Source organism: Nocardia sp. NPDC049526 (assembly GCF_044465765.1).
GTDB lineage: Bacteria > Actinomycetota > Actinomycetes > Mycobacteriales > Mycobacteriaceae > Nocardia.
Genome location: NZ_JBITMA010000014.1, coordinates 103,029 through 125,061, shown reverse-complemented (window position 1 = coordinate 125,061; position 22,033 = coordinate 103,029). Strand labels below are relative to the sequence as shown.

Here is a 22,033-nt window from a genome sequence, read left to right as displayed (position 1 = left end):
CTCCGACGCAATCGTTTCCCGTCTCGGGAAACCGACAGCAACAGCCATCGTACCTATAACCGTAAATCCTACTGCGATCCCTTCTATCGGCGCGTCGCGGCCCGCGGGTGCGGCTATCGCCGGGTTCGGGCGTCGCGCAACCATACTGATATAGATACAGTACGTATATCTATTCAGCTCACGGCAGAGGCGGGTAGCGCAATGGATCTCGGATTGACCGACGCGGCAGCGGTGGTAGTGGGCGGTAGCCGGGGCATGGGCCTGGACGCCGCCGGCTGCCTGGCCGACGAGGGCGCTCGGGTGGCGGTGATCGGTCTCTCCCGCACCGACCTCGATGACGCGGTCGCGGAGCTGACCCACCGCGGTAGCCCGGACGCCATCGGACTGGTCGCGGACGTGCGCGATGCCGACCAGATCGATGCCGCATTCGCCGAACTCGGGCAGCACTGGCACGGCGCGCTCAATGTGCTGGTAAATACGGTCGGGCCGACAGTGCAGGGTCGCTTCGACATCCTCACCGACGATCAGTGGCTCGAGGCCGTCCAGGACGGCGTGCTGTCCATGGTGCGCGGCGTCCGCGCGGCGCTGCCGCTGCTGCGCAAGGCCGAATGGGCACGGATCGTGAACTTTTCGGCGCATTCGACGCAGCGGCAGAGCATTCCGCTGGCGGCCTACACCGCCGCGAAGGCGATGGTAACGAGTGCGTCCAAAAATCTGTCGTTGCTGCTGGCCGAGGAGGAAATCCTGGTGAATGTGGTCTCACCGGGCACCTTCGTGACCCCGGCACTGCTCGATTGGGTCCACTCGGTCGGTGTCGAAAGCGACGATCCGTATCGGCTGATGGCCGAGATCTCCAAGCATTACCGACATCCGGCGCAGTTACCCCGCGCGGGCCGGCCCGAGGAGATCGGTCCGGTCGTCGCTTTTCTCGCCTCGCGCCGCAATTCGTATATGACCGGTGCGAATGTCAATGTCGATGGCGGTTCGGATTTCACCTGAGCCCGAGCCTCCGACGGCCGTCTGCGCCCCGGTTCCGGACGGCAGCTCTGCCGCGTCAGACTCGCTTGCCGTCGACGAGTGCGCTCAACACCGCGAAACTGTCATGTGCCGCGGCCCCGGCGACCGCTCGTTCGACGCCGACCCGTGATACCTCGAACGGCTGCATGCGCTCTCCGGCCTCGGCAGTGCAGACGGCCGCGAGGAAGAGTTCGGTGATAGCGGCGCGATACAGCGTCCACATGCGCTCGACGTCGACGCCGATCCCAGCGGCGGTGAGCCGGGCCGTGTATCGCTCGATGAGTTCTCGCTCGATCGTGCGGAGCAGATCCGGCTCGACCGAGGCGTTTGCGAAGTAGGCGATATCGCGGATGCCGACCCCGGCCGTGGCGATCTGCCAGTCCAGGAAGCCCGGTTCGGTTTCGGTGAAGAAGAGGTTGCCCAGATGCGGGTCGCCGTGGATCAGGGTCTGTGGCTGCGCGGTCCAGAAGTCATCGATATCCACGCTGCGCTGGTAGAAGATTCGGCAGTCGTGTTTCATCGCCTCGGGTATCAGATCCGCGGTATGCCCGGTGACGTCCTGCAGGAACCGGCGGCGGATGACATCACCGAGGCGGATATCCGCCGTCGTGCGCACGGTCAGTGACCGAAGGTCGTTCGCGAACCGGCCGCTACTCCAGAACGCGATGTGCAGATCGGCCATCGCGTCGATGACGGCCTGCGCCTCGGCGCGCGTCACCGTATCGACGACGGTGCGGAATCGCGCGGTTCCCGACAGATCCTCCAGCACGAGGATGCTGCGGCGTCGAAGTCGATCACATTGCGCGACATAGCATCTCGGCACCCGTACCGGCGGATTCGCGCCCAGTGTGCGATAGGCGATGGTCTCGCGGGTGCCGAGGCGGAAAACATTCATCAGGACGTGCTGTAAGTAGTTGTGCGGCGGCAATTTCACGAAAAGGTGCTCGGGAACCTCGCCACTGTCGGATTTCACGGCGATGCGAGCACGCGCCGCCGTGCCGGAGTGCGCGTCGAGCACACGCACCGAGGTGATCGCGCCCGGTCGCAGGCCGAGTGCCGCGCCGAGCCAGTGTTCGGTCACCTCGTGGATGCGCAGTGGAATCGCCGCCCGGCCGGGTACGGCTCGATCGAGTCCGGCCCGGACCGCTTCTCGCGCGGCGATCCCGAGGCCGAGCGCCGTATCGAGTGGTTGCAGGGGCACAACCGGGCCTTACCGATGGCCCGCTTGCTGGACCCGCTCGCGGGCGATCCGGTCGTTGTGGATCCGGACGAGTTCGCGGTAACCGATATGCTTCCATTGCGGTTTCGGCTGTACTCCCCATTGATCCTGGGCCGTGGTCTGGCCCGCGGCTTCGGGCTTGCCGCCGAGTGGTGGAGCGTTGAGCGCACCCTGGTTGCATTCGAGCGTGTCGTCGGAGTAGCGGACCTTCATCATCTCGTCGCAGATTTCGGTGATCGACAAGGTGGGCCAGCCGTACCAGAGGGCGAGGGCGGGCACGGTCAGCGAACCTTCGACGACCAACGCGATCAGACAGACGAGGATGCCGCGCTTGAGCCACTTGTGCATTCGCGCGAACGGTGCCGTCGTACCGAGCGGCAGATCTTGCTCCGGCGACGACTCGGCCGCGGGCGATTGATTGCTCATGGTGTTCTCCTGGAACCGGATTCGACGTCAGTCGGAAAAGATCTCGCGATTGACCGTGTGCAGGTAGGGGATCGCGAGGAATGGCGTGATGTAGAAGATGTCGTACAACCACCAACCGGTCACCGGCAGCACGACGCCGTGGAAGCGCACGTCGGCGTACATGGTCATATTGACGACGTAGCCGATCCAGATCACCACACCGAACCAGCAGGTGACGATCAGCCACTGGTGGCCCCAGCGCTTCATCTGCAGGAATGCGATAGCGGCCGCGACCCGCATCGGGAATACGGTGAATATCAGCGCGACTTCCCAGCCTTTTTCGCCGGGCGCGCCCGCGCCGCCGATCCACAATTCGTTGTAGTGCCAGAAGTATCCGGCATCGACGAAATTGCCCCACGCGGTGAAGAACACGCGCGTGACGACGGTGTGGTTGGCGAACAGGTCGAGCACCCAGCCGATGCTGTTGAGGAAGGCGTCGAGAATGACCAGATAGCCGATCAGGGTGACGATGATCGGCCGGACGGACAGACCGTCGCGTTGCGCCTTGCGCTGCAACCACACTCCGCGCAGGAAGATCGGCAATCCGACGAATCCGAAGATGAAGGTGCCCATCAGCGCGGTTCCGGCGGTGAGCCACCGATCGGCCCGACGCTGCGCGCGGCGACTTTCCTCGTGGTGTTCGTCGTAGGTCACCGGGGCTTCCTGCGCGGATTTTCCGGAGCTGCGGCGCAGGGTGAATGTCGGCATATTCATGATCGCCCCTACCAGTCCCTGGTCATATACATCTGTATTTGGATCAGGAACATCGCCAGTAGAAATCCGTATATGGCGATCTGGAAAACGATGAGCGCCCGGCGGCGCTGCCGATCTTGTTCGTTCATCGAACGGTCCTCCTCGGGGTGACTACACGGCCGGGTCGTCGGCGGTGCGCAGGCTGGCCGCCGCGATCTCGCGTAGGCCTTCGTTGATGGCGCCGTCGCTGCTCAGCGGCGCGAGGACACATACTTCGGCCGCCTCGAGCTCGTTCGCGCCGGCGGCGATGAGTCGCGCCGCCGCCACCAGCACGCGGGTCGAGGGCGATTCGAAATGGAAGATATCGTCGGCATTGCGAATGGTGCCGGCGCAGTTGACGAGTCGCCGTGCGACGGGAAGATCGATACCGGCCTCCGCGACCAGCACCTCGGCCTCGCGTTCGGGCGGCAGATAACCCATGGCGATGGTGACGAACCGCTGCCGCAGCGACGGTTTCAACTCCTTCAGCGAACTGCGGTAGGCCGGGTTGTAGGAGCAGACGAGCATGAACGACGCGGGCGCGAGCACCACCTCGTCGGCACGATCGAGGAATAGTGCGCGCCGGTGGTCGGCCAGCGAATGCAGAATGGCCAGCGAATCGTGCCGGGCCTCGACGACCTCGTCCAGGTAGCAGATCGCACCGGACTTGACGGCTTTGGTCAGTGGGCCGTCCCGCCAGGTGACGTCACCCCCGGATACCAGGAACCGGCCGACCAGATCGGAGCTGCTGAGATCGTCGTGGCAGCTGATGGTGACCACCGGCCGGCCGAGCAGGTTGCCCATATGCTCGACGAATCGCGTCTTGCCGCAGCCGGTCGGTCCGGTGAGCATGACCGGCATGTGCTGGCGGAAGGCCCATTCGAACAGCTGCACCTCGGTGCCGCTGGCGTAGTAGAGATCGGTTGTCATCGGAACTCCGGAATTCGCAACATCATCGGTCGACCAACTCGCGGTGGATATGGGCGAGTACGCGAGGCAGTTCCTCCACCCGCAGGATCCGGCGCGACCGGTGCGCTCCGAAAACCTCGGGAAGGGGATCGACGCGGGTCGGCCCGACGGCGAGGTAGTAGATCGTGACTCCGGCGTCATCGGCCTCCTCGATGGCGTGCGCGACATCCGCCCACGCGTAGCGGCCCTCGTACCCTTCGTCGGACATCAGGCCGTCGCCGATCACGATGATCAGGCGCCGTTCGGATGGCTGCTCTAGCAGGCGGCGAGTCAGGTGCCGCAGTGGCGCGCCGAGGCGGGTGTAGCCGCCGGTGATCAGGCCGAGGCTACTCGGGTCCACGAAACGGGCATCGTCGAAATCCTTCAGACAGCGCACTTCGACCCGGTGGCGGGTATTGCCGGTGAAGACGAACAGCCCGTGGCGTTCCCGGGCGAGGGCCATGGCTCGGGAAAGGGCATCGGCACAGGCCAATTCGAGCCGGAAGATCCGGCCACCGTGCACGCCGAGGGAGGAACTGCCGTCCAGGAGTACCGCGGTAGTGACATCACGGGAGCCTGGTAGCAGCTCGCGGAACACCCGTGGCTCGGCCGTCGCACCGGAGAGCATGTCGACGTAGTGGCCGACATACCGGTCGATATCGAGATCCGACCCGTCCTCGAGGCCGCTGCGCATGGCACGGTGGGTATGTTCTTCGAACCAGCGGCGGATATCGGGGGAGACCGGTGCGAGCGGTCGCGGCCGGGTGGGGTGCTTGCGTTCCAGTACCGCGACGTGGTCGCGCAGAAAGCTTTTCGTCCACAGGTTCCATTCCGGATAGGGCAGGCCCGCGCGTTGATCGGCTCGGATTTCGAGGTCTTCGTTCTCCGGTCGGCTCGGCGGGGGCAGGTTGGTATTGCGGCTGCCGCCGTCACCGCCGACGGGTACCGACATGACGCGATAGGAGTCGCTGCGCGTCGACGTCCACGGCATCCGGGCGTATGCCCGACGTGCCGCCACGGCCAAGCCGCCGCGTGCGGGAGCGGCCAGCGGAAGCTTGCCCAGCAGCGGATGCATGGGAATCTGCTGTCGTGATCGCGCCAAACCCAATGCGCGGTCCAGTATTTCGTCGCCCTCGAGATCGTGCTCGGCGATCTCGAGGTGGGGCAGCAGCCGACGGAGTTCGGGCAGCAGCCCGGGGAGCCGGTCGGCGATCCAGCCCGCCGCCACGCCGCCCTCGACGATCGACAGCGCACCCAGTTCCCGGGGGGACAGCTCGTGCAGCGGGTACCGCGCGATGCGGTCTTTCGACGGCGAACACTGCAGTGCCACACCGCATGTCAGCGTTGCTCTGGTCCAGTTCGCAGCCACGGGTGGATACGGGACCTGCACGACGTTGCGGGTGGTGTTCAGACCGAAACTGCGCCGCTCACCGGTCACCAGCCGCACGCCCTCCCGGCGACATCCGGAGAATGCGACGGCCGTGACCGCGCAGCTGCGCTCGATTGCCAGCCCCGGCACCGCGGCGTTCATGAGGAATATCCACTTCCGCCGGGCCCGGACCTGCTCAGAAGGTACCGATATTCTTCATGATCCAGTACCAGAACGCGATGATCAGCAGCACCGCGCCCCACGCGAGGGCGATGCGCACGAGGTCCAACAGCATGGCCGTATCTCCATATTCGTCGGTTCGAAGTGGGTCGATGAGTGTCGAGTGTGGTCCGCGATGCTTGCTTCATCGGGGCTCCAGGCTGCGTAGGACGGTGATCAGGTAGTTGTCGAGTACGTTGGCGCGCAACGACTTCGAGCCCGAGGTCGTAGTCAGCAGGGCGTAGAGCCCGAGCAGAAAGAACACCGCGCTGTGGTAGGGATCGACGGCGATCTCGGCCTCGCCGTGATCGCGGGCGCGCTGGATCTCCTCGACCACCAGCACGATCACGGGATGCTCGCGCCACTCGTCGTCCAGTGGCCGGGTCGGCGAGAAGTGGATCGCGAGCAGCTCTTTGAACAGCAGGCCGCCCAGGCGGCGTTCCAGGCCGACTATCAGCTGAATCGTTTTCCGTAGCGCCGATTCCAGATCGTGCGGTGCGGTCAGAAAGCGGGACAGTTCCTTGGCGATCCGGGCTTCCTCGCGTGCCTCCAGTTCCAGCAGGGCGTGTTCTTTGCTGGGGAAGTGGAAATAGAAGGTGCCGCGTGCGACGCCCGCAGCCTCGACGATCGTGCCGATATCGGCATCGGCCATGCCGACGTTCTTGAATTCGGCGATGGCCGCGTCGAATACTCGCTGCCGGGTCTGCAGACGCTGGGCTTCACGGCCCTGGGGCTTGTCCTGAACTTCGCTCACGCGCCAATTTCTTACTTGTGTCACTGACGAGTGTCAATGAAGAACGATCCGCGCGGTCAAGCATGCACCGAAAGGCATTCTCTAGCTTGTGATTTGCAATCGCGGAGCGAATTCTCGAAGTGCTACTCAGAACATACTGACAGATGTCATTGAATCGAGTCAATGAAATCTATGGATCAGCCGCAAGCGTGATCACCGCCGTTCAGGACGTCGTTCAGCGCCGTCAGCCGTGCCTGGAGAAAGACTCGTGAGACGGGCGCCCAGGTTTCGATCAGGTCGAAGCCGTGGTACGCGCCGGGCACCACGTGGACCGCGCAGGGGACACCGGCCTGGCGCAGTCGTTCGGCATAGGCGATGTTCTCGTCGTGGAACAGATCGTTGGTGCCGACGCCGATCCAAGCCGGGCAGACCCCGGACAGGTTCTCGTATCGGGCCGGCGCGGCCAGCGGTGGCACCGCACCGGTCGCGGCCGGGCCCAGGTAGGAGTGCCATCCGAAGCGATTGCTCCGCGGGCTCCACAGACGTAGTCCGTGGTGGGCGATATCGGTGCGCGCGGTGGTCCGGTCGTCCAGCATCGGATAGGACAGCACCTGCAGTACCGGGTGCACTTCGGCGCGTTCGCGGGCCAGCAGTGCCAGGGCGGCGGCCAGGCCACCCCCTGCGCTCTCCCCGGCGAGTGCGATGCGTTCCGCATCGATATCCGGCTGGTCGGCGAGCCAGCGCAGCGCGGCGTAGCAGTCCTCGAGCGGTGTCGGGAAGGGGTGCTCGGGCGACAACCGGTATTCCACCGATGCCGCGACCACACCCAGCCGGTCGGCGACTCGGCGGCAGAAGGTATCGCCCATCGCGGCATTGCCGATGATGTAGCCGCCTCCGTGGATGTACAGCAAGCCGGGTGCCGGGTGCGGGGCCTGCGCCGGTCGGAACACCCGCACCGAGACATGCGCGTCGACTGCCTCGATCGTCCCGCCCGACGGTCGGGTGCGCCCGGTGAGATCTGTCAGCTTGCGGACCGGGCCCATCGTGCGCGCACCGACCGGCGAGCGTGGCAGGAAGCGTGCGATACGGAGTTCAGGATGGAAGGCGGCATCCGAACCCATGGTGTTCGTCCTCTCGTGGCCGCTGTCAGGCGACCAGGTCATCCGGCTCGAACGGGGCGAAGAACGCGCCCATTCCGCGTTCGGTCAGCGCGTCGCACAGTGCGACGAAATCGTAGGACGGACCCGGGTTACCGCCGACGCGGCAGACTTCGACCAGGGCGTCGTGGTCGGCGAGCAGCGAGTGGTGGATCCGGATGAGATCGGCGTCGATCGATCCCGTCCGTCGCTCCGCGTACGCGACCATCAGATACAGGCACAGCTGCTGTGCCGGGGTGTCCGGATGCGGGTCGAGTCCCCGCGACAGTTTCGTCCGCCAGGCGTCGAAGGTCTGCTCGATGTAGTAGAGGAATACCGGCCGCGGGCTGTGCAGGATCTTCGTTCGCACCTGATCGGCCAGCGCCTCACCCGCGCCGAGCAGTGCCTGCACGGTTCGCGGTGTAAGTCCGGGGACTTCGTCGTCGCTCATACTCTCTCCTAGCGCAACGGCCCGGACCGTGACATGTGCACCGGGCTCCATGTCGAGCGTGAGCCGGCTCCATCACTCTTGTGGTGTTAACTGTAAATTATTCAGTATATTGCCGCAAGTATGCGGTGGTGCGCGGCATACGCAGGGAATTCGGCTGGGGGAGTGGCGAAATCGGCGGTGCGAACGGTGTGGGTTACCCGGGCGAGTCCGTCGCCGCTGACGACGGCGACCGCGAGATCGGGCATCGCTGTTGTCCTGCCGCTGGACTCGGTGGTACTCGGACCGAACAGTGGGGCGAGGTTGCGGTGCCGTAGGTGCGCCGGAGTCGAATCCGAGGTCTCGGGCCGGATCGTATCGGTGAGCGCCGGCGTCATCGGTGGGTCGGGTACGACGAGTCCCCGATAGCCCTCGACCGCGGTGGCATAGGGCCGGTCGTAACGGCGGCAGAGGTCGCCGGATTCGATGGTGGACGCGCCGGATTCGAGCAGTGCGCACAGCGCTGCGACCGGACTCGGGTCGATGAATTCCGCGGTGACGACGATGTGCGGTTCCCCAGCCGTCGAGTCTGTCGTTCACGTGCCATCCTCTTCTGGGTGGTGTTACAGTTAGTATTACTGGATAGGCCACCATTCGTATCGCCGTGCCCGAACGCGGCGGCGGAAGACGGGCTCGAGCGGGGTCGGCCTTCGGCGGTGATGCTCGATCTCAGCTGAGTTCCGACTGGAAAGACATCACGCATGAGCACTGGAACCACCGAACAGTCGACCGGCCACACCCCAGCGGGCCGGCCGCTGGTGCCCGCCGCGATCCTGGAACTGCAGCGGCAGGCCTACCTGCGGGAGGGGCCGCCCTCGGCCGCGGTCCGGCGGCACCGGATCGACCGGTTGCTCGCGATGGTTCTGGACAACCTCGATTCGTATGTCGACGCGCTGTCTCGCGATTTCGGCACCCGCTCCCGAACCGGGATTCTGTTCGCGGAGATCGTGGGCATGTTCTCGACCATCGAGCACACCCGCTCGCATATCGGGAGGTGGATGCGACCCCGCAACCCCAAGCCGACCGCCCGCCTGTACGGGATCCGTGCCCAGGTGGAACCCACTCCGCTCGGTGTGGTCGGCATCATCGGGCCCTGGAATTTTCCCCTCCAATTGGTCGTCGTGCCCGCGGCGGCCGCCTTCGCCGCCGGTAATCGGGTCATGATCAAGATGTCGGAGATCACCGCGCATACCGCGGAGCTGACCCGATCGCTGGCGCCCGAGTATTTCGACCCGTCCGAACTCGCGGTGGTGACCGGCGGCCCCGACGTGGCCGCAGCCTTCGCCGAATTGCCGTTCGACCATCTGTTCTTCACCGGATCGACCCGCGTCGGCCGACTGGTGCAGCGGGCCGCCGCGGCGAATCTGGTCCCGGTGACCTTGGAACTCGGCGGGAAGAATCCGGTGGTCGTGGCGCCGAATGCCGATATCACCCGGGCGGCTGCCCGGCTCGCCCGCGCGCGGATGGTCAACGGTGGGCAGGTCTGCGTGAGTCCCGACTACGTCTTCGTGCCCGAGGACCGCATCGACGCCTTCGCCGACGCGGTCGGTGCGAGTTTTCGGGATATGTTCCCGGCCATCTCGACCAACGAGGACTACACGGCCTGCGTCGACCAGGCCAACTACGACAGGGTTCGCGCCCTCATAGACGAGGCGCGCGACCGAGGAGCACGGATCGAACAGTTCGTGCCGCCGGGTGAGACGCCGCCCGATCCGAGTACGCGAAAGATCCCGCCGACCGTCGTCCGCGACATCACCGATGGCATGCGGATCGCCACCGAGGAGATCTTCGGACCGGTACTCGTCCTGCGGCCGTATTCGAAGCTCGACGATGTCGTGGACCATCTGAATGGGGGGCACTCGCCGCTGGTCGCCTACTGGTACGGACCCGGCGGGCCGGACTTCCGTGCCTTCGTCAGGAATACGCGCAGCGGCGGCGTCTCCCGTAACGACTTCGCGCTCAATATGTTTCCGGAGGACGCACCCTTCGGCGGGGTCGGGGCCAGCGGTATGGGGGCATATCGTGGGACGGCGGGTTTCGACACCTTCACTCATTACCGCACCGTGGTCGGTACCGATCTCCCCTTCGTCGTCACGGCGCTGGCCGCGCCGCCGTTCCCGCGGTTCGTCCGCCGCATCATCGATATCGCGCTGCGCGTCGCACACCGGCGTACCCGCCGCCGTCTTGGCGCTCGCGGCTCCGCACGCTGAATCCCAGTGCCGGGCTCGAAACCTTCCCGAGATCTGTTGTAACTATTACTGTATAGCTTACAGTTATGTCGCTCGCATGCGCCGTTCGCAGCACACGACCGAGGAGCCACTGTTGTCTCGTTCCGTGACCAGATCCGAACCGTCCACGTCGCAATTCACGCTCGCGGCGGCCGCCGATGCCGCCGCGGCCGCCATCCCGGATCGGGAACTGATCTGCCAGGGCGATCGCCGCCACACCTGCGCGCAGATCGCCGAGCGGTCCAAGCGGTTGGCTGCCTACTTGCACGCCCAGGGGTTGGGCTGCCACACCGAACGCTCGGCGCTCGCCGACCACGAGGTGGGGCAGGACCTGCTGGGGATCTACGCCCACAATGGACACGAGTACGTGGAGGCGATGATGGGCGCCTTCCGGGCGCGTGTCGCACCGTTCAACGTCAACTACCGATATGTCGAGAACGAACTGCGGCACCTGCTGGCCGATGCCGGTGCGACCGCGCTGATCTATCACGCCGCATTCGCGCCACCGCTCGCCGAGGTACTGCCCGAGCTGCCGACGCTGCGCGTACTGATCCAGATTGCCGACGAGTCGGGTAACGAATTGCTGGACGGTGCGGTCGATTACGAGACCGTCATCGCCTCGACCGCACCGGAACCGTTGCCCGTACAGCCCTCTCCCGACGATCTCTACGTGCTCTACACCGGCGGCACCACCGGTATGCCCAAGGGTGTGCTGTGGCGCCAGCACGACATCTTCATGGCGGCTTGCGGTGGGCGGGATATGTTCAGCGGATCGCTCATCGGGTCCTATGACGAGGTCGCGGCCCGGGCGGCCGCGAATCCCGGCGTCCGGATCATGCTGCTGCCCCCGCTGATCCACGGTGCGGCGCAGTGGGCCGTCCTGACCGCGATGATGACCGGGCAGACCGTCGTGCTGTCTTCGGTGGTGAAGCGTCTCGATGCCGACGAGATCGTGCGCGCCATCGAGCGGGAGCGGGTAGCGGTTCTGGTCGTGGTCGGTGACGCGATGGCCCGTCCGCTGCTCGCCGCGATCGAGTCGAGTTCGGCGGACGTATCGTCGCTGGTGGTTTTGGCGAGCGGCGGTGCTGTGCTGAGCCCGTCGGCCAAACAAAAGTGGATCGCGGCGATTCCCGGTCTGGTCGTGATGGACGCCGTCGGTTCCTCGGAGGGGGGCACGCAGCTGAATCACGTCTCGGCGTCCGGATCCGTATCGACCGGCACATTCATTGCGGGTGCGGACACCTGTGTGGTGGCCGAAGACTTCGGTTCGGTGCTGGCAGCGGGCCACGACGGTATCGGATGGCTCGCGCAACGTCGCTTCACACCGCTCGGGTACAAGGGCGACGCCGCCGAAACCGCGGTCACCTTCCCGGTCATCGACGGTGCGCGATATGTGCTGCCGGGCGATCGGGCACGGCTGCTGGAAGACGGATCCATCGAACTGCTGGGCCGCGATGCGGTCACGATCAACTCCGGCGGCGAGAAGATTTTCGTGGAGGAGGTCGAGTTGGCGATCTCCTCGCATCCGGCCGTCGCCGACGTCGTGGTGGTAGGCCGTCCGAGCCAGCGATGGGGCCAGGAGGTCGTCGCGATCATCGCACCGGCCGAGGGGGTCGAGCCGACGGCTGAGGAACTGATCGCCCATGCCGCGGAATCCATTGCGCGGTACAAGCTTCCGAAGGCTGTGGTGTTCCGCCCGGAGATCGTGCGCAGTCCGGTGGGCAAGGCCGACTACCGCTGGGCTCGTGAACAAGCGATCGCCCCCGCCTGAGCGGTCAGCCCCGGAGGAGGCAGCTTGCGTCACCCCGCAGGACCCCCGCCCAGGCGAGAGCCGATACCGCAGATTCGCGACAGAGATAGGGGACCGAAGTGGACTTTGCCAGGGTCGAGCCGACCGCCGAAGATCAGGAATTCCTCTACCGGGCCCGGGTTTTCCTCGCGGCCACCGTGACCGAGGATGTGCTGCGCCGTGCGCACGAGTCCGGCGACGGATTCGTCGAGGAACTGCATCTGGCCATGGGCGCGCAGGGGTGGCTCGAGCGGGAGGCGAACAATGCGGCAGACGGGGGACTCACACCGGTGCAGCGCCGGATCTGGGATCTCGAGCGGCGCCGGGCCAAGGTGCCGCTGGTGACCTGGGGCGCCACCATGATGATCCTGCGGGCGGTGCGCGAGTTCGGCTCGCCGGAGTTGCTCGATGAGGTGCTGCCCGGGGTGTATCGCGGCGAGATCCGGTTCGCCATGGGCTACACCGAACCCGAGGGCGGATCCGATATCGCTGCCTGTGCGACTCGGGCGGTGCGCGCGGGTGCGGACTGGATTGTCAACGGGCAGAAGATGTTCACCTCCGGCGCGCACAACTGCCGGTACGTATTCCTGCTGACCAACACCGATCCGGTCGGGCGCAGACATCGCAATCTGACCATGTTCCTGGTGCCGCTGGACTCGCCCGGCATCGACATCCAGGGCCTGCGAACCGTCGACGGTGAACGCACCAATATCACCTACTACCAGGATGTCCGGGTTCCGGACAGATACCGGCTCGGCGAGGTGAACGACGGCTGGCGGGTACTCAACGGTCCATTGTCGGCCGAGCACGGCGCCGGTGGTGCCGACCCGAACGGGCTGGCCGATATCGCGATCATGAGCGGCTTCGGCACGACGATGGCCGTGGCCGCCGACCGGGTGACGGCGGTGGCGGCCGAGACCGGGCCCGACGGGCGTCGGGGACTCGACGACGGATCGATCGCCTACCGCCTCGGCCGGGCACACGCTCGCATCGAGGCAGCGCTGAGCGCGCCGAGCCTGTTCGGGCGCGTGGCCATCGCACAGACCATGCGGGATATCGCCCCGGACCTCATGGACGTCCTCGGTGACCGGTCGGCGCTGCCGGCGGATGACGGGGGAGCGGTGGCCGACGGCGCGGCCGAATATCTCTACCGCTGGGCGCCGTTGATCGGTATCTACGGCGGGACCCTGGACGTATTCCGCAATATGATCGCGCAATACATTCTCGGGCTGGGACGACCGAACTACTCGGCGAAATAGTCCCGGAACCCCTACGACGAATTCGATTGCATCAGTCGGCTCGCGTGATCGAGTATGCAACGCAGACCGTATTCGAAGTTCCGGTCGTCGGGCGCACCCGATCGCAGCCCCTTGTCCATGGCCTCGGCGAGCAGCGGTGTCGTCTCCGGTTCGACCAGAATGCTGTCGTAATACGCCCGGCCCTCCGCCTCCAGCTCCTGGTTCTTGTCGTAGAGCCGTTGCAGCACAACCGATCCGCGGATGTGCAGATTGATCGCGGAGTAGATGTCGAAAGCCTGCTCGACCGAAAGGCCTGCTTCCACCAGGCTGGCCACCGTCCGCTCCACCTGCTCGGCCCCCACCCGGCCGGCGTGCTGACTCAGCGCCGATCTGACCAGAATCAGATCGCACAGGATCGGGCTCGCCAGGAAGGTGCGCCGCATGGTGCGAGCGTGGTTGCCCAGCGTCTCACGCCAATTACCCGCCTCGACGAACGGGAAGGGCACGGCATACACATACAGCCGCAGCGCGCGGTCGGTCATCGCGTTGAGCAGATCGTCCTTCTTACGGAAGTACCAGTAGATACTGGTGACCCCGACGTTGAGATGCTTGCCGAGCAGCGGCATGCTCAGGCCGTCGATCGAAACCTGTTGCGCGAGTTCGAAGGCGCCGTCGATGATGTCCTCCGGATTCAGCGAGCCGCGTTCGCGTCGCTGCCGTCGCTCAACGGTGATCCGTTTCGCCATGGCTAACCTCCTGTGCCCCATGCCCCGGTGAAGACCGGCTCGCGTTTCTCGGCGAACGCGGCGAACGCCTCGATCACGTCGGCGCCGGACAGGTTGATGGTTTGGGCGCGCGCCTCGCTGGCGAGCGCCTCGCGCATCGTCCGATCCGTTCCGTCGTTCAACAGCGCCTTGGTCTGCGCGAGCGCCAACGGCGGCCCGGCGGACAAGCGCAACGCCAGCTCTTCGACGAACTTGTCGGCGGTCTGATCGGGCTGTATCCATGTCACGAGTCCGAGCGAGTGCGCTTCCTCGGCGCCGATCATGTCGGCCAGCAATGCCAGCCGCTTGGCCTGCTGCAGGCCGACGAGTTTGGGCAGCAGCCAAGAGCTCCCGCAATCCAGCGACAGCGCCCGCCGGGAAAAGATCTGGCAGAACCGAGCATCGGGCGTCGCCACCACCAGATCGCAGCCGAGCGCGAGATTCCACCCCGCCCCGGCCGCCACCCCGCGCACCTTCGCGACGGTGGGCACCGGGAGGTCGTGCAATTGCTGCACCACCTCGTTGATGACGCGCAGTTCCCGGCTGGGGTCCGGAAACTCGTCCATGCCCGCGGTATCGGAGATATCGGCACCGGAACAGAACGTGCCGTCGGCCCCGGTCAGAACCACGGCACGAACGTCGCGACCGTGCGCGACCCGGTCGAATTCCGCGCGCAGCCCTGCCCACACCTCCCGGGTGAGGGCATTCTTACGGTGCGGGCGGTTCAGCGTGAGTGTCAGCACCGCACCCACCTGCTCGATGAGCAGTACCGGTTCCTCGGTCACAACGCCACCTCGCCGGCGCTCGGCTCCGCCGTGACCGGTGGTGCTGTGTCTATAGTTCCCTCGCTACGCTCGGTCACAATGTCGTCCTTTCATTTCCGGATCAGCGGACGGGTTGGTCGGCGCCGGGCCCGATGGCGCCCCGGTCACGCAGGCGGGCGATCTCGTCGGCGCTGAATCCTGCTGCGGCCAGGACGGTTTCGGTGTGCTGCCCCAATGCTGGGATCGCGCCCATGGGTGGTTCGTATCCCGCGATGACGGGCGGCGGCAGCAGGGCGGGTACCGGACCGGCGGGCGTCTCGATCGGCCGCCAGCGTCGGCGCGCCGTGAGGTGTGGATGGGCGATCACGTCGGTGGGGGTGTTGTAGCGGGAGTTCCCGATACCGGCCGCGTCCGCGCACAGCTGGACGGTGGCCAAGTCGTGCCGCGCGCACCACTGCGCGATCGAGGCATCGAGTTCGGCTCGGTGGCGCACCCTTCCCGCGTTGGTGGTGAATCTCGGATCTTCGGCGAGATCGGGCCGGTCGAGAATGTCGCGGGCGAGGCGCTGCCATTCCCGGTCGTTCGTCGTGCCGAGCACCACGGTGCGGCCGTCCCCGGTGGGATAGGCGCCATAGGGGGCGACCGCCGGGGAACTCATACCGAGCGGCTGTTGATCGATTCCGGTGTGCCGGGTGTAGTTGAGCGCGTACCCCATCAGTTCGGCAGCCGTATCGAACAGGCTGACCGCCGCCGCGACGGATTTCGTCGCGGATCCGCCGGGCGCTCGCCTGCCGCAGATCATCGCCACGATCGTCAACGCGGCGTACAGGCCGGAGCACACGTCGGCGATGGGCGGACCGGGTTTGGCCGGGGCATCCGGGAATCCGGTGACCGCGCAGACTCCCGATTCGGCCTGAACTAGCAGGTCATAGGCTCTTTTATGGGACAGCGGACCGCCCGGGCCGTAGCCATCGATCTCCATCGCGATCAGTTCCGGATGCCGCGCCGCCAGATCGTCCGGGGCCAAGCCGAGTGCCGCCGTCGCCCCCGGCGCCAGATTGGATACGAATACGTCGGCGGATGCCAGCAACCGGTGCAGGACCGCGATCCCCTCCGGATCCTCGAGGTCGAGCGTCACCGATTCCTTGCCGCGGTTCACCCACACGAAGTGCGCGGCGAGCCCGTTGACCACATCGTCGTAGTCGCGTGCGAAGTCGCCGCCGCGCGGATTCTCGATCTTGATCACCCTGGCTCCGAAATCGGCCAGGGTGCGAGTGCACATGGGTGCGGAGACGGCCTGCTCCAGGGCCACGACGGTGACTCCGGCGAGCGGCCCGGTCGGATCGGCCATCACATCACCAGGCCACCGTCGACCGGCAGTACCTGACCGGTGATGTAGGAAGCGGCATCGGAGGCGAGAAATACGAAGGCCCCGGCGACCTCATCGGGTTCGGCCCACCGCCGCGCCGCTTTCGCGCAGCGGAACGCGCCGAGCACATGGATGTCGAGCAACAGCTGAACCGACTCCTCGGTGGTATTGCCGAACATCGCCGGTGCTGTTGCCCCGGCGTTGTCGACCACGATGTGCAAAGTGCCCCGGCCAATTCGGCCGCCGCGGCGACAGCGGCGTCGGCAGCCTCGGAGTTGCGAACGTCCAGTGCGGTGCTCACGGCCCACCCGCCGTCGGCGACGATCTCTTCCGCCGTGGTCGGGGCCGCCGCCGCGTCGAGATCGGTGACCAGCACTGCCGTGCCCTGATCGGACAGCGCGGCTGCGACGGCGGCGCCGATGCCACCGCCGGCACCCGTGACCAGGGCGGCGCGGCCGGACAGGCCGAAGCGATTCCGATTCCGCTGCGGCTCAAGCGATGACATCGAAGGTCACCGGAAGTGTGTTGGGAGAGCGGAACGGCTGGCCGAAGATATGCGGATCGCCCTCGGGTACCAGGGTGAATCCGGTCAGCCGAGTCAGCAGGGCCTCCATGGCGACCCGGGTCTCCATGCGAGCCAGATGCAGACCGAGGCAGGTATGCGCACCGGCGGTGAAGCTGATGTGCGGAATATGGGTACGGAAGATATCGAATTCCTCCGGCCGCTCCCAGCGGGTCTCGTCGCGGTTGGCCGATCCCAGGCACAGGTCGAGCACCGCGCCCTGCGGAATGGCAACGCCGTCCAGTTCTGCGTCCTCGGTCACGTACCGCTGCACCAGCGTGAGCGGCGTTTCGTAGCGCAACCCTTCCTCGACGGCCTGGGCGATCAGGTCGTGGTTGCCTTGCACCGCATCGAATTGCTGCGGGTGTGTGAGCAGCAGGTACAGCAGATTCCCGGACGACCGATAGGTGGTTTCCAATCCGGCGGGCAGCAGCAGCCGAAGGAACGAGTAGATGGCCTCCTCGGTCAGTTTCTCGCCATCGATCTCGGCTGTCACCAGATCGCCGATGATGTCGTCGGTCGGCGCGGCCCGCCGCTGCTCGATATGCCCGAGGAAGTATCGCTTCAGGTCGTTGGAAGCCTGCAGCGCCCGGGGGACCTTGTCGGCATAGTTGATGATCGCCACGGCCGCCTTGCGGAAGAAAGGGAGATCCTCCTCGGGAAGTCCGAGCAGGCGGGCGATGACTCGGGTCGGAAATTCGAAGGTGAATTCCTTGATCAGATCGGCGCTGCCGCGCTCGGCGAACTCGTCGATGAGCGCATTGCAGATCGGCCGGACGATATCCGGTTCCCAACGCAAGAGCGACTGCGGCTTGAACGCCGTGGCAACCAGATTCCGGTGCGCCCGATGCTTCTTGCCGTCCATGGCGAGAATGGTCGGGCCCATGAATACGCCGATCGTGGAATCGTAGAGCTTGGAACTGAATACCCGACTGTTGCGCAGCGCGGTGCTCACCGCCGGGTAGGAGACGGCGGCATAGCTGTCGGCCGGGCGCAGCGACTCCGGGGTCCGGGAGTAGTCCATGACCGTTCCGTGGAATACCCCGCCGTCGCGCCGCTTGGCGGCGAAGAACGGGTAGGGATCACGAGGATCGAGAGTGTTCTCGGCCGTCGCCGATTTGTCTTGAACAGGGATATCCACAGCTCACCTTTACGTCGTCACAGCGCGTGAGCGCCTGCCAGTACAAGATACTGTAATATATACAGTATAGCTTCGCAGCCGGCTTCCCGAACGACTGTGGTCGGCATTTCGACGGGTTGCCGGCTACAGCTGTATCGGCGCCCCGGTGACCAGTGGCGCGACGAACCCCCCGTCCACGTGGATGTCCTGTCCGTTGATCCAGCGGGCCTGCGATGAGCCGAGGAAGGCGATCACGGGCACGATGTCGTCCACGGTGGCGTGCCTGCCGATCGTCGCTTTCACGGCGTCGAGGACGTCCTTGCCCATCGACGCCTCGAAGTCGGCCAGGATCGGAGTCTCGGTCGGCCCCGGGCTCACGGTGTTCACCCGGATTCCGTATTTCTGCCATGCCGCCGGTGCCAGCCGCTTCGTGTAGATGATCGCGGCCTGCTTCGATGTGCTGTACACCGGATACGCCGGATCCTGGCCCTCCTGCCAGCGCTCGACGGTTTCGGCGTCGGTCGCGGCGAGCAGTCCGGCCAGCTCGTCCAAGCGCTGCTGCCAGCCGAGGGCTGCTACCGAGGCGACCGTCACGATCGCGCCGCCGTGCCGCAGCAGCGGCAGCATGCCCTCGGCCGTGAGTCGCATGCCGAGATAGTTCACCTTCAGCACATCCGCGGCGGGCGCGGTGCCGGGCAGGCCGGCAACGTAGGCCAGCAGATCCCAGCCGGGACCGATCCGCTCCAGCAGCGCCGCGATGGCCGCGGCGTCGCGCAGGTCGCACTGTTCGTGCTGCGCGGCCGGGGTTTCGTTGGGGCGCAGATCCACCGCGAGCACGTGGTCGCCGCTGTGGTGGAAATGGGCGGCGGTCGCCGCACCGATTCCCGATCCGGCGCCTACCACCACGATTTTGCGTTGCCCGGAGTCCATGAATACCACCGTTCCGCTGCACGGATGCGCGTTATAGAATGCTTGACAGTAAGGGTCACTATAAATCAGGCTGTTGGCCGATACAAACGATCTGGGACGTGGTGTGCCCGCCGGATCGGACTCGCATGAAGACGGATGGAATGGAAGTGCCGCTGATGAGCATGCCGATCGTCGACGAAGCCGCCAATGTCCTCGCGGACCCGACCGCCTATACCGACGAGGCGCGATTGCACGGCGCACTCACCACGCTGCGGGCGAAGGCTCCGGTATCCCTGGTCGACGTGCCCGCGTACAAGCCGTTCTGGGCGATCACCAAACATGCCGACATCATGGTGATCGAGCGGGCCAACCGGCTGTTCACGAACTGGCCTCGACCGGTGCTGATGACCGCCGAATCGGATGAAATGCAGGCGGCGGCCGGAATTCGCACGCTGATCCACATGGATGAACCGCAGCATCGGGTCGTGCGCGCGATCGCCGCGGATTGGTTCAGCCCGAAAGCCATGAAGGCACTGGGTGATCGGATCGAACAGCTGGCGAAACGCTACGTCGACACGATGCGCGATGCCGGTGGGGAATGCGACTTCGTGCAGGAGGTCGCGGTGAATTTCCCGCTGTATGTGATCATGTCGCTGCTCGGCGTTCCGGAGGCCGATTTTCCCCGGATGCTCGAGCTCACGCAGGAATTGGTCGGCAGCGATGACGCCGAATTGCAGCGCAGCGCACCGTCGGACGAGAAGATGAACTCGCTGATCGAGATGTTCGAGTACTTCAAGCATCTGACCGAGTTGTGGCGGGCTGATCCCACCGGAGACCTCGGCTCCACGATCGCCAATGCGCGGATCGACGGCGAACCACTCTCGGACGTGGACACCATGTCGTACTACGCCATCATCGCCACGGCTGGGCACGACACCACCAGCAGCTGCATTTCCGGTGGCGTGCGCGCGCTGATCGAGCATCCCGATCAGCGCGAACGGTTGCGTACCGATCTGGATCTGATGCCGCAGGCGACCGAGGAGATCATCCGTTGGGTCACGCCGGTCAAGGCGTTCATGCGCACCGCAGCCGAGGACACCACGGTCCACGATGTCCCCATCGCCGCGGGGGAATCGGTATTGCTGTCCTACGTGTCCGCGAACCGTGACGAGGATGCGTTCGGCGAACCGTTCCGCTTCGATATCGAGCGGGAGCCCAACAAACACGTCGCGTTCGGATTCGGCGTGCACTTCTGTCTCGGCGCCGGACTGGCCCGGATGGAGGTCAACAAATTCCTCACCGAACTGCTGCCGCGATTGACCTCGATCGAGCTGAACGGTGTGCCCGAACTCAGTGCGACCACATTCGTGGGCGGGCTCAAACACCTGCCGATTCGCTACTCCCTGATGTGACCGGAACGCCGGACTCGAATCGACGAACGATCAATGTGGATTAGGACATAGCGATGACGAATGCCCAGACCTGGAACGAAACCCTCGATGACCTCGGGCGCCGCCGTGCGCGCGCACAGGCGATGGGCGGGCCCGAACGGGTCGCCGAACATCGCGGCAAGGGCAAGCTCGATGCCAGGGCGCGCATCGAGCGGCTGCTCGATCCCGGCAGCTTCCACGAATTCGGCACCCTGGTCGGTGGTGAGGTCGCCGCCGACGCGATCGTGACCGGTTCCGGACTCATCGATGGCGCGCCGGTGATGGTGGGGGCGGAGGACTTCACAACTCTGGCGGGCAGCATCGCGCCGGGCAGCAATTCCAAACGCTACCGGCTGGCCGAACTCGCGCTGCGCAATAAGGTGCCGCTGATAATGCTGTTGGAGGGTGCGGGATTTCGGCCCACCGGCGACCATTACGGGCGCACGCCAACCGATTTGCTGGCCCAGGCTCGGTGCTCCGGCCGCGTGCCGATGGTCACCGGGGTGCTCGGCCCCTCGGCCGGGCACGGTGCGCTGATTGCCCCGGTGGCGGATTTCGCGATCATGAGCCGTCAGGGCGCGATCTTCACCGCCGGGCCGCCTGTTGTGAAAGTATCTACGGGGGAGGACATTTCGAAGGAGGATCTCGGCGGGCCGGATGTCGCGCTGCCGAGCGGGTTGATCCACAATCTCGCCGAAACCGACGAGGATGTGCTCGACGCGATTCGCCGCTACCTGTCGTATTTCCCGTCCAGCGCTTGGTCTTATCCACCGGCCTCGGTTCCCGGCGAATCGGCCGGACCGCGACCGACGCCGGAGTTGCTCGACGTCATCTCCCGCGACAACCGGCGCACCTACGATATGCGTGCGGTCCTCGATGTGGTCCTGGATCATCCCGACTGGTTCGAGGTGCAGCCCGAATTCGGCGAGGCGATCATTTGCGCGCTGGCGCACCTCGGTGGTCACCCGGTCGCGGTCGTGGCCAACCAGCCACAGGTGTTGGCCGGGTCGATCGACGCCGCCGCCGCCGACAAGGCCGCCCACTTCATCACGGTCGTGGACTCGTTCCATCTGCCGATCGTGTTCCTCGCCGACAATCCCGGCATGCTGCCGGGCAGCGAATCCGAGCAGGACGGCGTATTGCGCAGTGGCGCACGGATGTTCGTCGCGCAGACGGCGGCGACGACGCTGAAACTGCACCTGACGTTGCGCAAGGCGTACGGTTTCGGATCCATGGTGATGTCCCTGATCGGGTTCGACAGCCAGGTGGCGACCTTCGCCTACCCAGGGGCGACCATGGGTGCCATGAGCGCCGCGGCCCTGAGTAGTGCCTCCCATGCCGAGGACGACGTCGCCGCGTCGCTACGTGCCATGGAACTGCAGGCGTCGTACCACTCGGCCGAGCATATGGGCTTCGATGAACTCATCCGTCCCGAGGAGACACGCAACGCGCTGCTGCTGTCACTGCAGCGGGGCATCTACGCCCGGCAGGCCGCGGCCGAGCCGGTTTCTCGCACCGTCATCGTGCCCTGACCG

General features: G+C 65.7%; 20 protein-coding genes and 1 pseudogene. 6 read left to right on the top strand and 15 right to left on the bottom strand.

Annotation, left to right across the window (positions count from 1 at the left end; all coding sequences use genetic code 11):
• The first annotated feature begins 201 nt into the window (after positions 1-201).
• Complete coding sequence (locus ACIBW7_RS34695) at positions 202-999, top strand: SDR family NAD(P)-dependent oxidoreductase (protein WP_397053820.1); 798 nt, start codon at positions 202-204, stop codon at positions 997-999.
• 55 nt (positions 1,000-1,054) lie between these two features.
• On the opposite strand, the gene ACIBW7_RS34690 is transcribed toward ACIBW7_RS34695, so the two are convergent.
• The 9 genes from ACIBW7_RS34690 to ACIBW7_RS34650 form a co-directional block, all read right to left on the bottom strand.
• Entirely contained in the window at positions 1,055-2,218 is a 1,164-nt protein-coding gene (locus ACIBW7_RS34690; RefSeq protein ID WP_397053818.1) for a phosphotransferase, read from the bottom strand.
• A gap of 9 nt (positions 2,219-2,227) precedes the next feature.
• Positions 2,228-2,662, bottom strand: a complete 435-nt coding sequence (locus ACIBW7_RS34685; RefSeq protein ID WP_397053816.1) for a hypothetical protein — start codon at positions 2,660-2,662, stop codon at positions 2,228-2,230.
• 27 nt (positions 2,663-2,689) lie between these two features.
• Positions 2,690-3,415, bottom strand: a complete 726-nt coding sequence (locus ACIBW7_RS34680; RefSeq protein ID WP_397053814.1) for a hypothetical protein — start codon at positions 3,413-3,415, stop codon at positions 2,690-2,692.
• A gap of 150 nt (positions 3,416-3,565) precedes the next feature.
• Positions 3,566-4,363 (bottom strand): CbbQ/NirQ/NorQ/GpvN family protein, encoded by a 798-nt coding sequence (locus tag ACIBW7_RS34675; RefSeq protein ID WP_397053812.1) that lies wholly within the window; start codon positions 4,361-4,363, stop codon positions 3,566-3,568.
• A 22-nt stretch (positions 4,364-4,385) separates the two neighbouring features.
• The gene (locus tag ACIBW7_RS34670) at positions 4,386-5,912 is read right to left on the bottom strand and encodes a nitric oxide reductase activation protein NorD (protein WP_397053810.1); all 1,527 of its coding nucleotides are present in this window, start codon (positions 5,910-5,912) and stop codon (positions 4,386-4,388) included.
• A gap of 202 nt (positions 5,913-6,114) precedes the next feature.
• Positions 6,115-6,723 (bottom strand): TetR/AcrR family transcriptional regulator, encoded by a 609-nt coding sequence (locus ACIBW7_RS34665; protein WP_397053808.1) that lies wholly within the window; start codon positions 6,721-6,723, stop codon positions 6,115-6,117.
• A 176-nt stretch (positions 6,724-6,899) separates the two neighbouring features.
• Positions 6,900-7,823 (bottom strand): alpha/beta hydrolase, encoded by a 924-nt coding sequence (locus tag ACIBW7_RS34660; protein WP_397053806.1) that lies wholly within the window; start codon positions 7,821-7,823, stop codon positions 6,900-6,902.
• Positions 7,824-7,848: 25 nt separating this feature from the next.
• Entirely contained in the window at positions 7,849-8,289 is a 441-nt protein-coding gene (locus ACIBW7_RS34655) for a hypothetical protein (protein WP_397053804.1), read from the bottom strand.
• Positions 8,290-8,390: 101 nt separating this feature from the next.
• Entirely contained in the window at positions 8,391-8,663 is a 273-nt protein-coding gene (locus ACIBW7_RS34650; RefSeq protein ID WP_397053802.1) for a hypothetical protein, read from the bottom strand.
• Positions 8,664-9,095: 432 nt separating this feature from the next.
• Between ACIBW7_RS34650 and ACIBW7_RS34645 the strand changes: the two genes are divergently transcribed.
• From ACIBW7_RS34645 to ACIBW7_RS34635, 3 genes are all read left to right on the top strand, one after another.
• The gene (locus ACIBW7_RS34645) at positions 9,096-10,535 is read left to right on the top strand and encodes an aldehyde dehydrogenase family protein (protein WP_397053947.1); all 1,440 of its coding nucleotides are present in this window, start codon (positions 9,096-9,098) and stop codon (positions 10,533-10,535) included.
• A gap of 124 nt (positions 10,536-10,659) precedes the next feature.
• Complete coding sequence (locus tag ACIBW7_RS34640; protein ID WP_397053800.1) at positions 10,660-12,324, top strand: acyl-CoA synthetase; 1,665 nt, start codon at positions 10,660-10,662, stop codon at positions 12,322-12,324.
• Positions 12,325-12,422: 98 nt separating this feature from the next.
• The gene (locus tag ACIBW7_RS34635; RefSeq protein WP_397053798.1) at positions 12,423-13,601 is read left to right on the top strand and encodes an acyl-CoA dehydrogenase family protein; all 1,179 of its coding nucleotides are present in this window, start codon (positions 12,423-12,425) and stop codon (positions 13,599-13,601) included.
• Between the two features lie 11 nt (positions 13,602-13,612).
• Here ACIBW7_RS34635 and ACIBW7_RS34630 read toward each other — a convergent pair whose 3' ends face one another.
• The 6 genes and pseudogenes from ACIBW7_RS34630 to ACIBW7_RS34605 all read right to left on the bottom strand — a co-directional run bounded on the left by ACIBW7_RS34630 (position 13,613) and on the right by ACIBW7_RS34605 (position 19,089).
• Positions 13,613-14,326 carry a TetR/AcrR family transcriptional regulator C-terminal domain-containing protein gene (locus ACIBW7_RS34630; RefSeq protein ID WP_397053796.1) on the bottom strand — a complete coding sequence of 238 codons (714 nt, stop codon included), beginning with the start codon at positions 14,324-14,326 and terminating at the stop codon, positions 13,613-13,615.
• 2 nt (positions 14,327-14,328) lie between these two features.
• A complete protein-coding gene (locus ACIBW7_RS34625) occupies positions 14,329-15,129 on the bottom strand; it encodes an enoyl-CoA hydratase/isomerase family protein (protein WP_397053794.1) in 801 nt (266 codons plus the stop codon).
• Positions 15,130-15,229: 100 nt separating this feature from the next.
• On the bottom strand, positions 15,230-16,459 hold the full coding sequence (locus ACIBW7_RS34620) for a CaiB/BaiF CoA transferase family protein (protein WP_397053792.1): 1,230 nt from the start codon (positions 16,457-16,459) through the stop codon (positions 15,230-15,232).
• Positions 16,459-16,982 (bottom strand): annotated as a pseudogene (locus tag ACIBW7_RS34615) (SDR family oxidoreductase). Before ACIBW7_RS34615 ends, ACIBW7_RS34620 begins: the two are co-directional and overlap by 1 nt.
• The gene (locus tag ACIBW7_RS34610) at positions 16,969-18,174 is read right to left on the bottom strand and encodes a cytochrome P450 (protein WP_397053945.1); all 1,206 of its coding nucleotides are present in this window, start codon (positions 18,172-18,174) and stop codon (positions 16,969-16,971) included. The pseudogene ACIBW7_RS34615 and the gene ACIBW7_RS34610 overlap by 14 nt, the downstream one beginning before the upstream one ends.
• Before the next feature lie 129 nt (positions 18,175-18,303).
• On the bottom strand, positions 18,304-19,089 hold the full coding sequence (locus ACIBW7_RS34605; protein ID WP_397053790.1) for a coniferyl-alcohol dehydrogenase: 786 nt from the start codon (positions 19,087-19,089) through the stop codon (positions 18,304-18,306).
• 155 nt (positions 19,090-19,244) lie between these two features.
• On the opposite strand from ACIBW7_RS34605, the gene ACIBW7_RS34600 reads away from it, so the two are divergent.
• The gene (locus tag ACIBW7_RS34600) at positions 19,245-20,480 is read left to right on the top strand and encodes a cytochrome P450 (RefSeq protein WP_397053943.1); all 1,236 of its coding nucleotides are present in this window, start codon (positions 19,245-19,247) and stop codon (positions 20,478-20,480) included.
• Between the two features lie 53 nt (positions 20,481-20,533).
• Positions 20,534-22,030: an acyl-CoA carboxylase subunit beta gene (locus ACIBW7_RS34595; protein WP_397053788.1), complete on the top strand. Its 1,497-nt coding sequence runs from the start codon at positions 20,534-20,536 to the stop codon at positions 22,028-22,030.
• The last annotated feature ends 3 nt before the right edge of the window (positions 22,031-22,033 follow it).

Coding starts and splice junctions, on each gene's coding strand:
- ACIBW7_RS34695 (WP_397053820.1), top strand. CDS start 202: ATGGATCTCGGATTGACCGACGCGGCAGCGGTGGTAGTGGGCGGTAGC.
- ACIBW7_RS34685 (WP_397053816.1), bottom strand. CDS start 2,662: ATGAGCAATCAATCGCCCGCGGCCGAGTCGTCGCCGGAGCAAGATCTG.
- ACIBW7_RS34680 (WP_397053814.1), bottom strand. CDS start 3,415: ATGAATATGCCGACATTCACCCTGCGCCGCAGCTCCGGAAAATCCGCG.
- ACIBW7_RS34675 (WP_397053812.1), bottom strand. CDS start 4,363: ATGACAACCGATCTCTACTACGCCAGCGGCACCGAGGTGCAGCTGTTC.
- ACIBW7_RS34670 (WP_397053810.1), bottom strand. CDS start 5,912: ATGAACGCCGCGGTGCCGGGGCTGGCAATCGAGCGCAGCTGCGCGGTC.
- ACIBW7_RS34660 (WP_397053806.1), bottom strand. CDS start 7,823: ATGGGTTCGGATGCCGCCTTCCATCCTGAACTCCGTATCGCACGCTTC.
- ACIBW7_RS34655 (WP_397053804.1), bottom strand. CDS start 8,289: ATGAGCGACGACGAAGTCCCCGGACTTACACCGCGAACCGTGCAGGCA.
- ACIBW7_RS34650 (WP_397053802.1), bottom strand. CDS start 8,663: ATGACGCCGGCGCTCACCGATACGATCCGGCCCGAGACCTCGGATTCG.
- ACIBW7_RS34630 (WP_397053796.1), bottom strand. CDS start 14,326: ATGGCGAAACGGATCACCGTTGAGCGACGGCAGCGACGCGAACGCGGC.
- ACIBW7_RS34620 (WP_397053792.1), bottom strand. CDS start 16,459: ATGGCCGATCCGACCGGGCCGCTCGCCGGAGTCACCGTCGTGGCCCTG.
- ACIBW7_RS34605 (WP_397053790.1), bottom strand. CDS start 19,089: ATGGACTCCGGGCAACGCAAAATCGTGGTGGTAGGCGCCGGATCGGGA.
- ACIBW7_RS34600 (WP_397053943.1), top strand. CDS start 19,245: ATGAGCATGCCGATCGTCGACGAAGCCGCCAATGTCCTCGCGGACCCG.
- ACIBW7_RS34595 (WP_397053788.1), top strand. CDS start 20,534: ATGACGAATGCCCAGACCTGGAACGAAACCCTCGATGACCTCGGGCGC.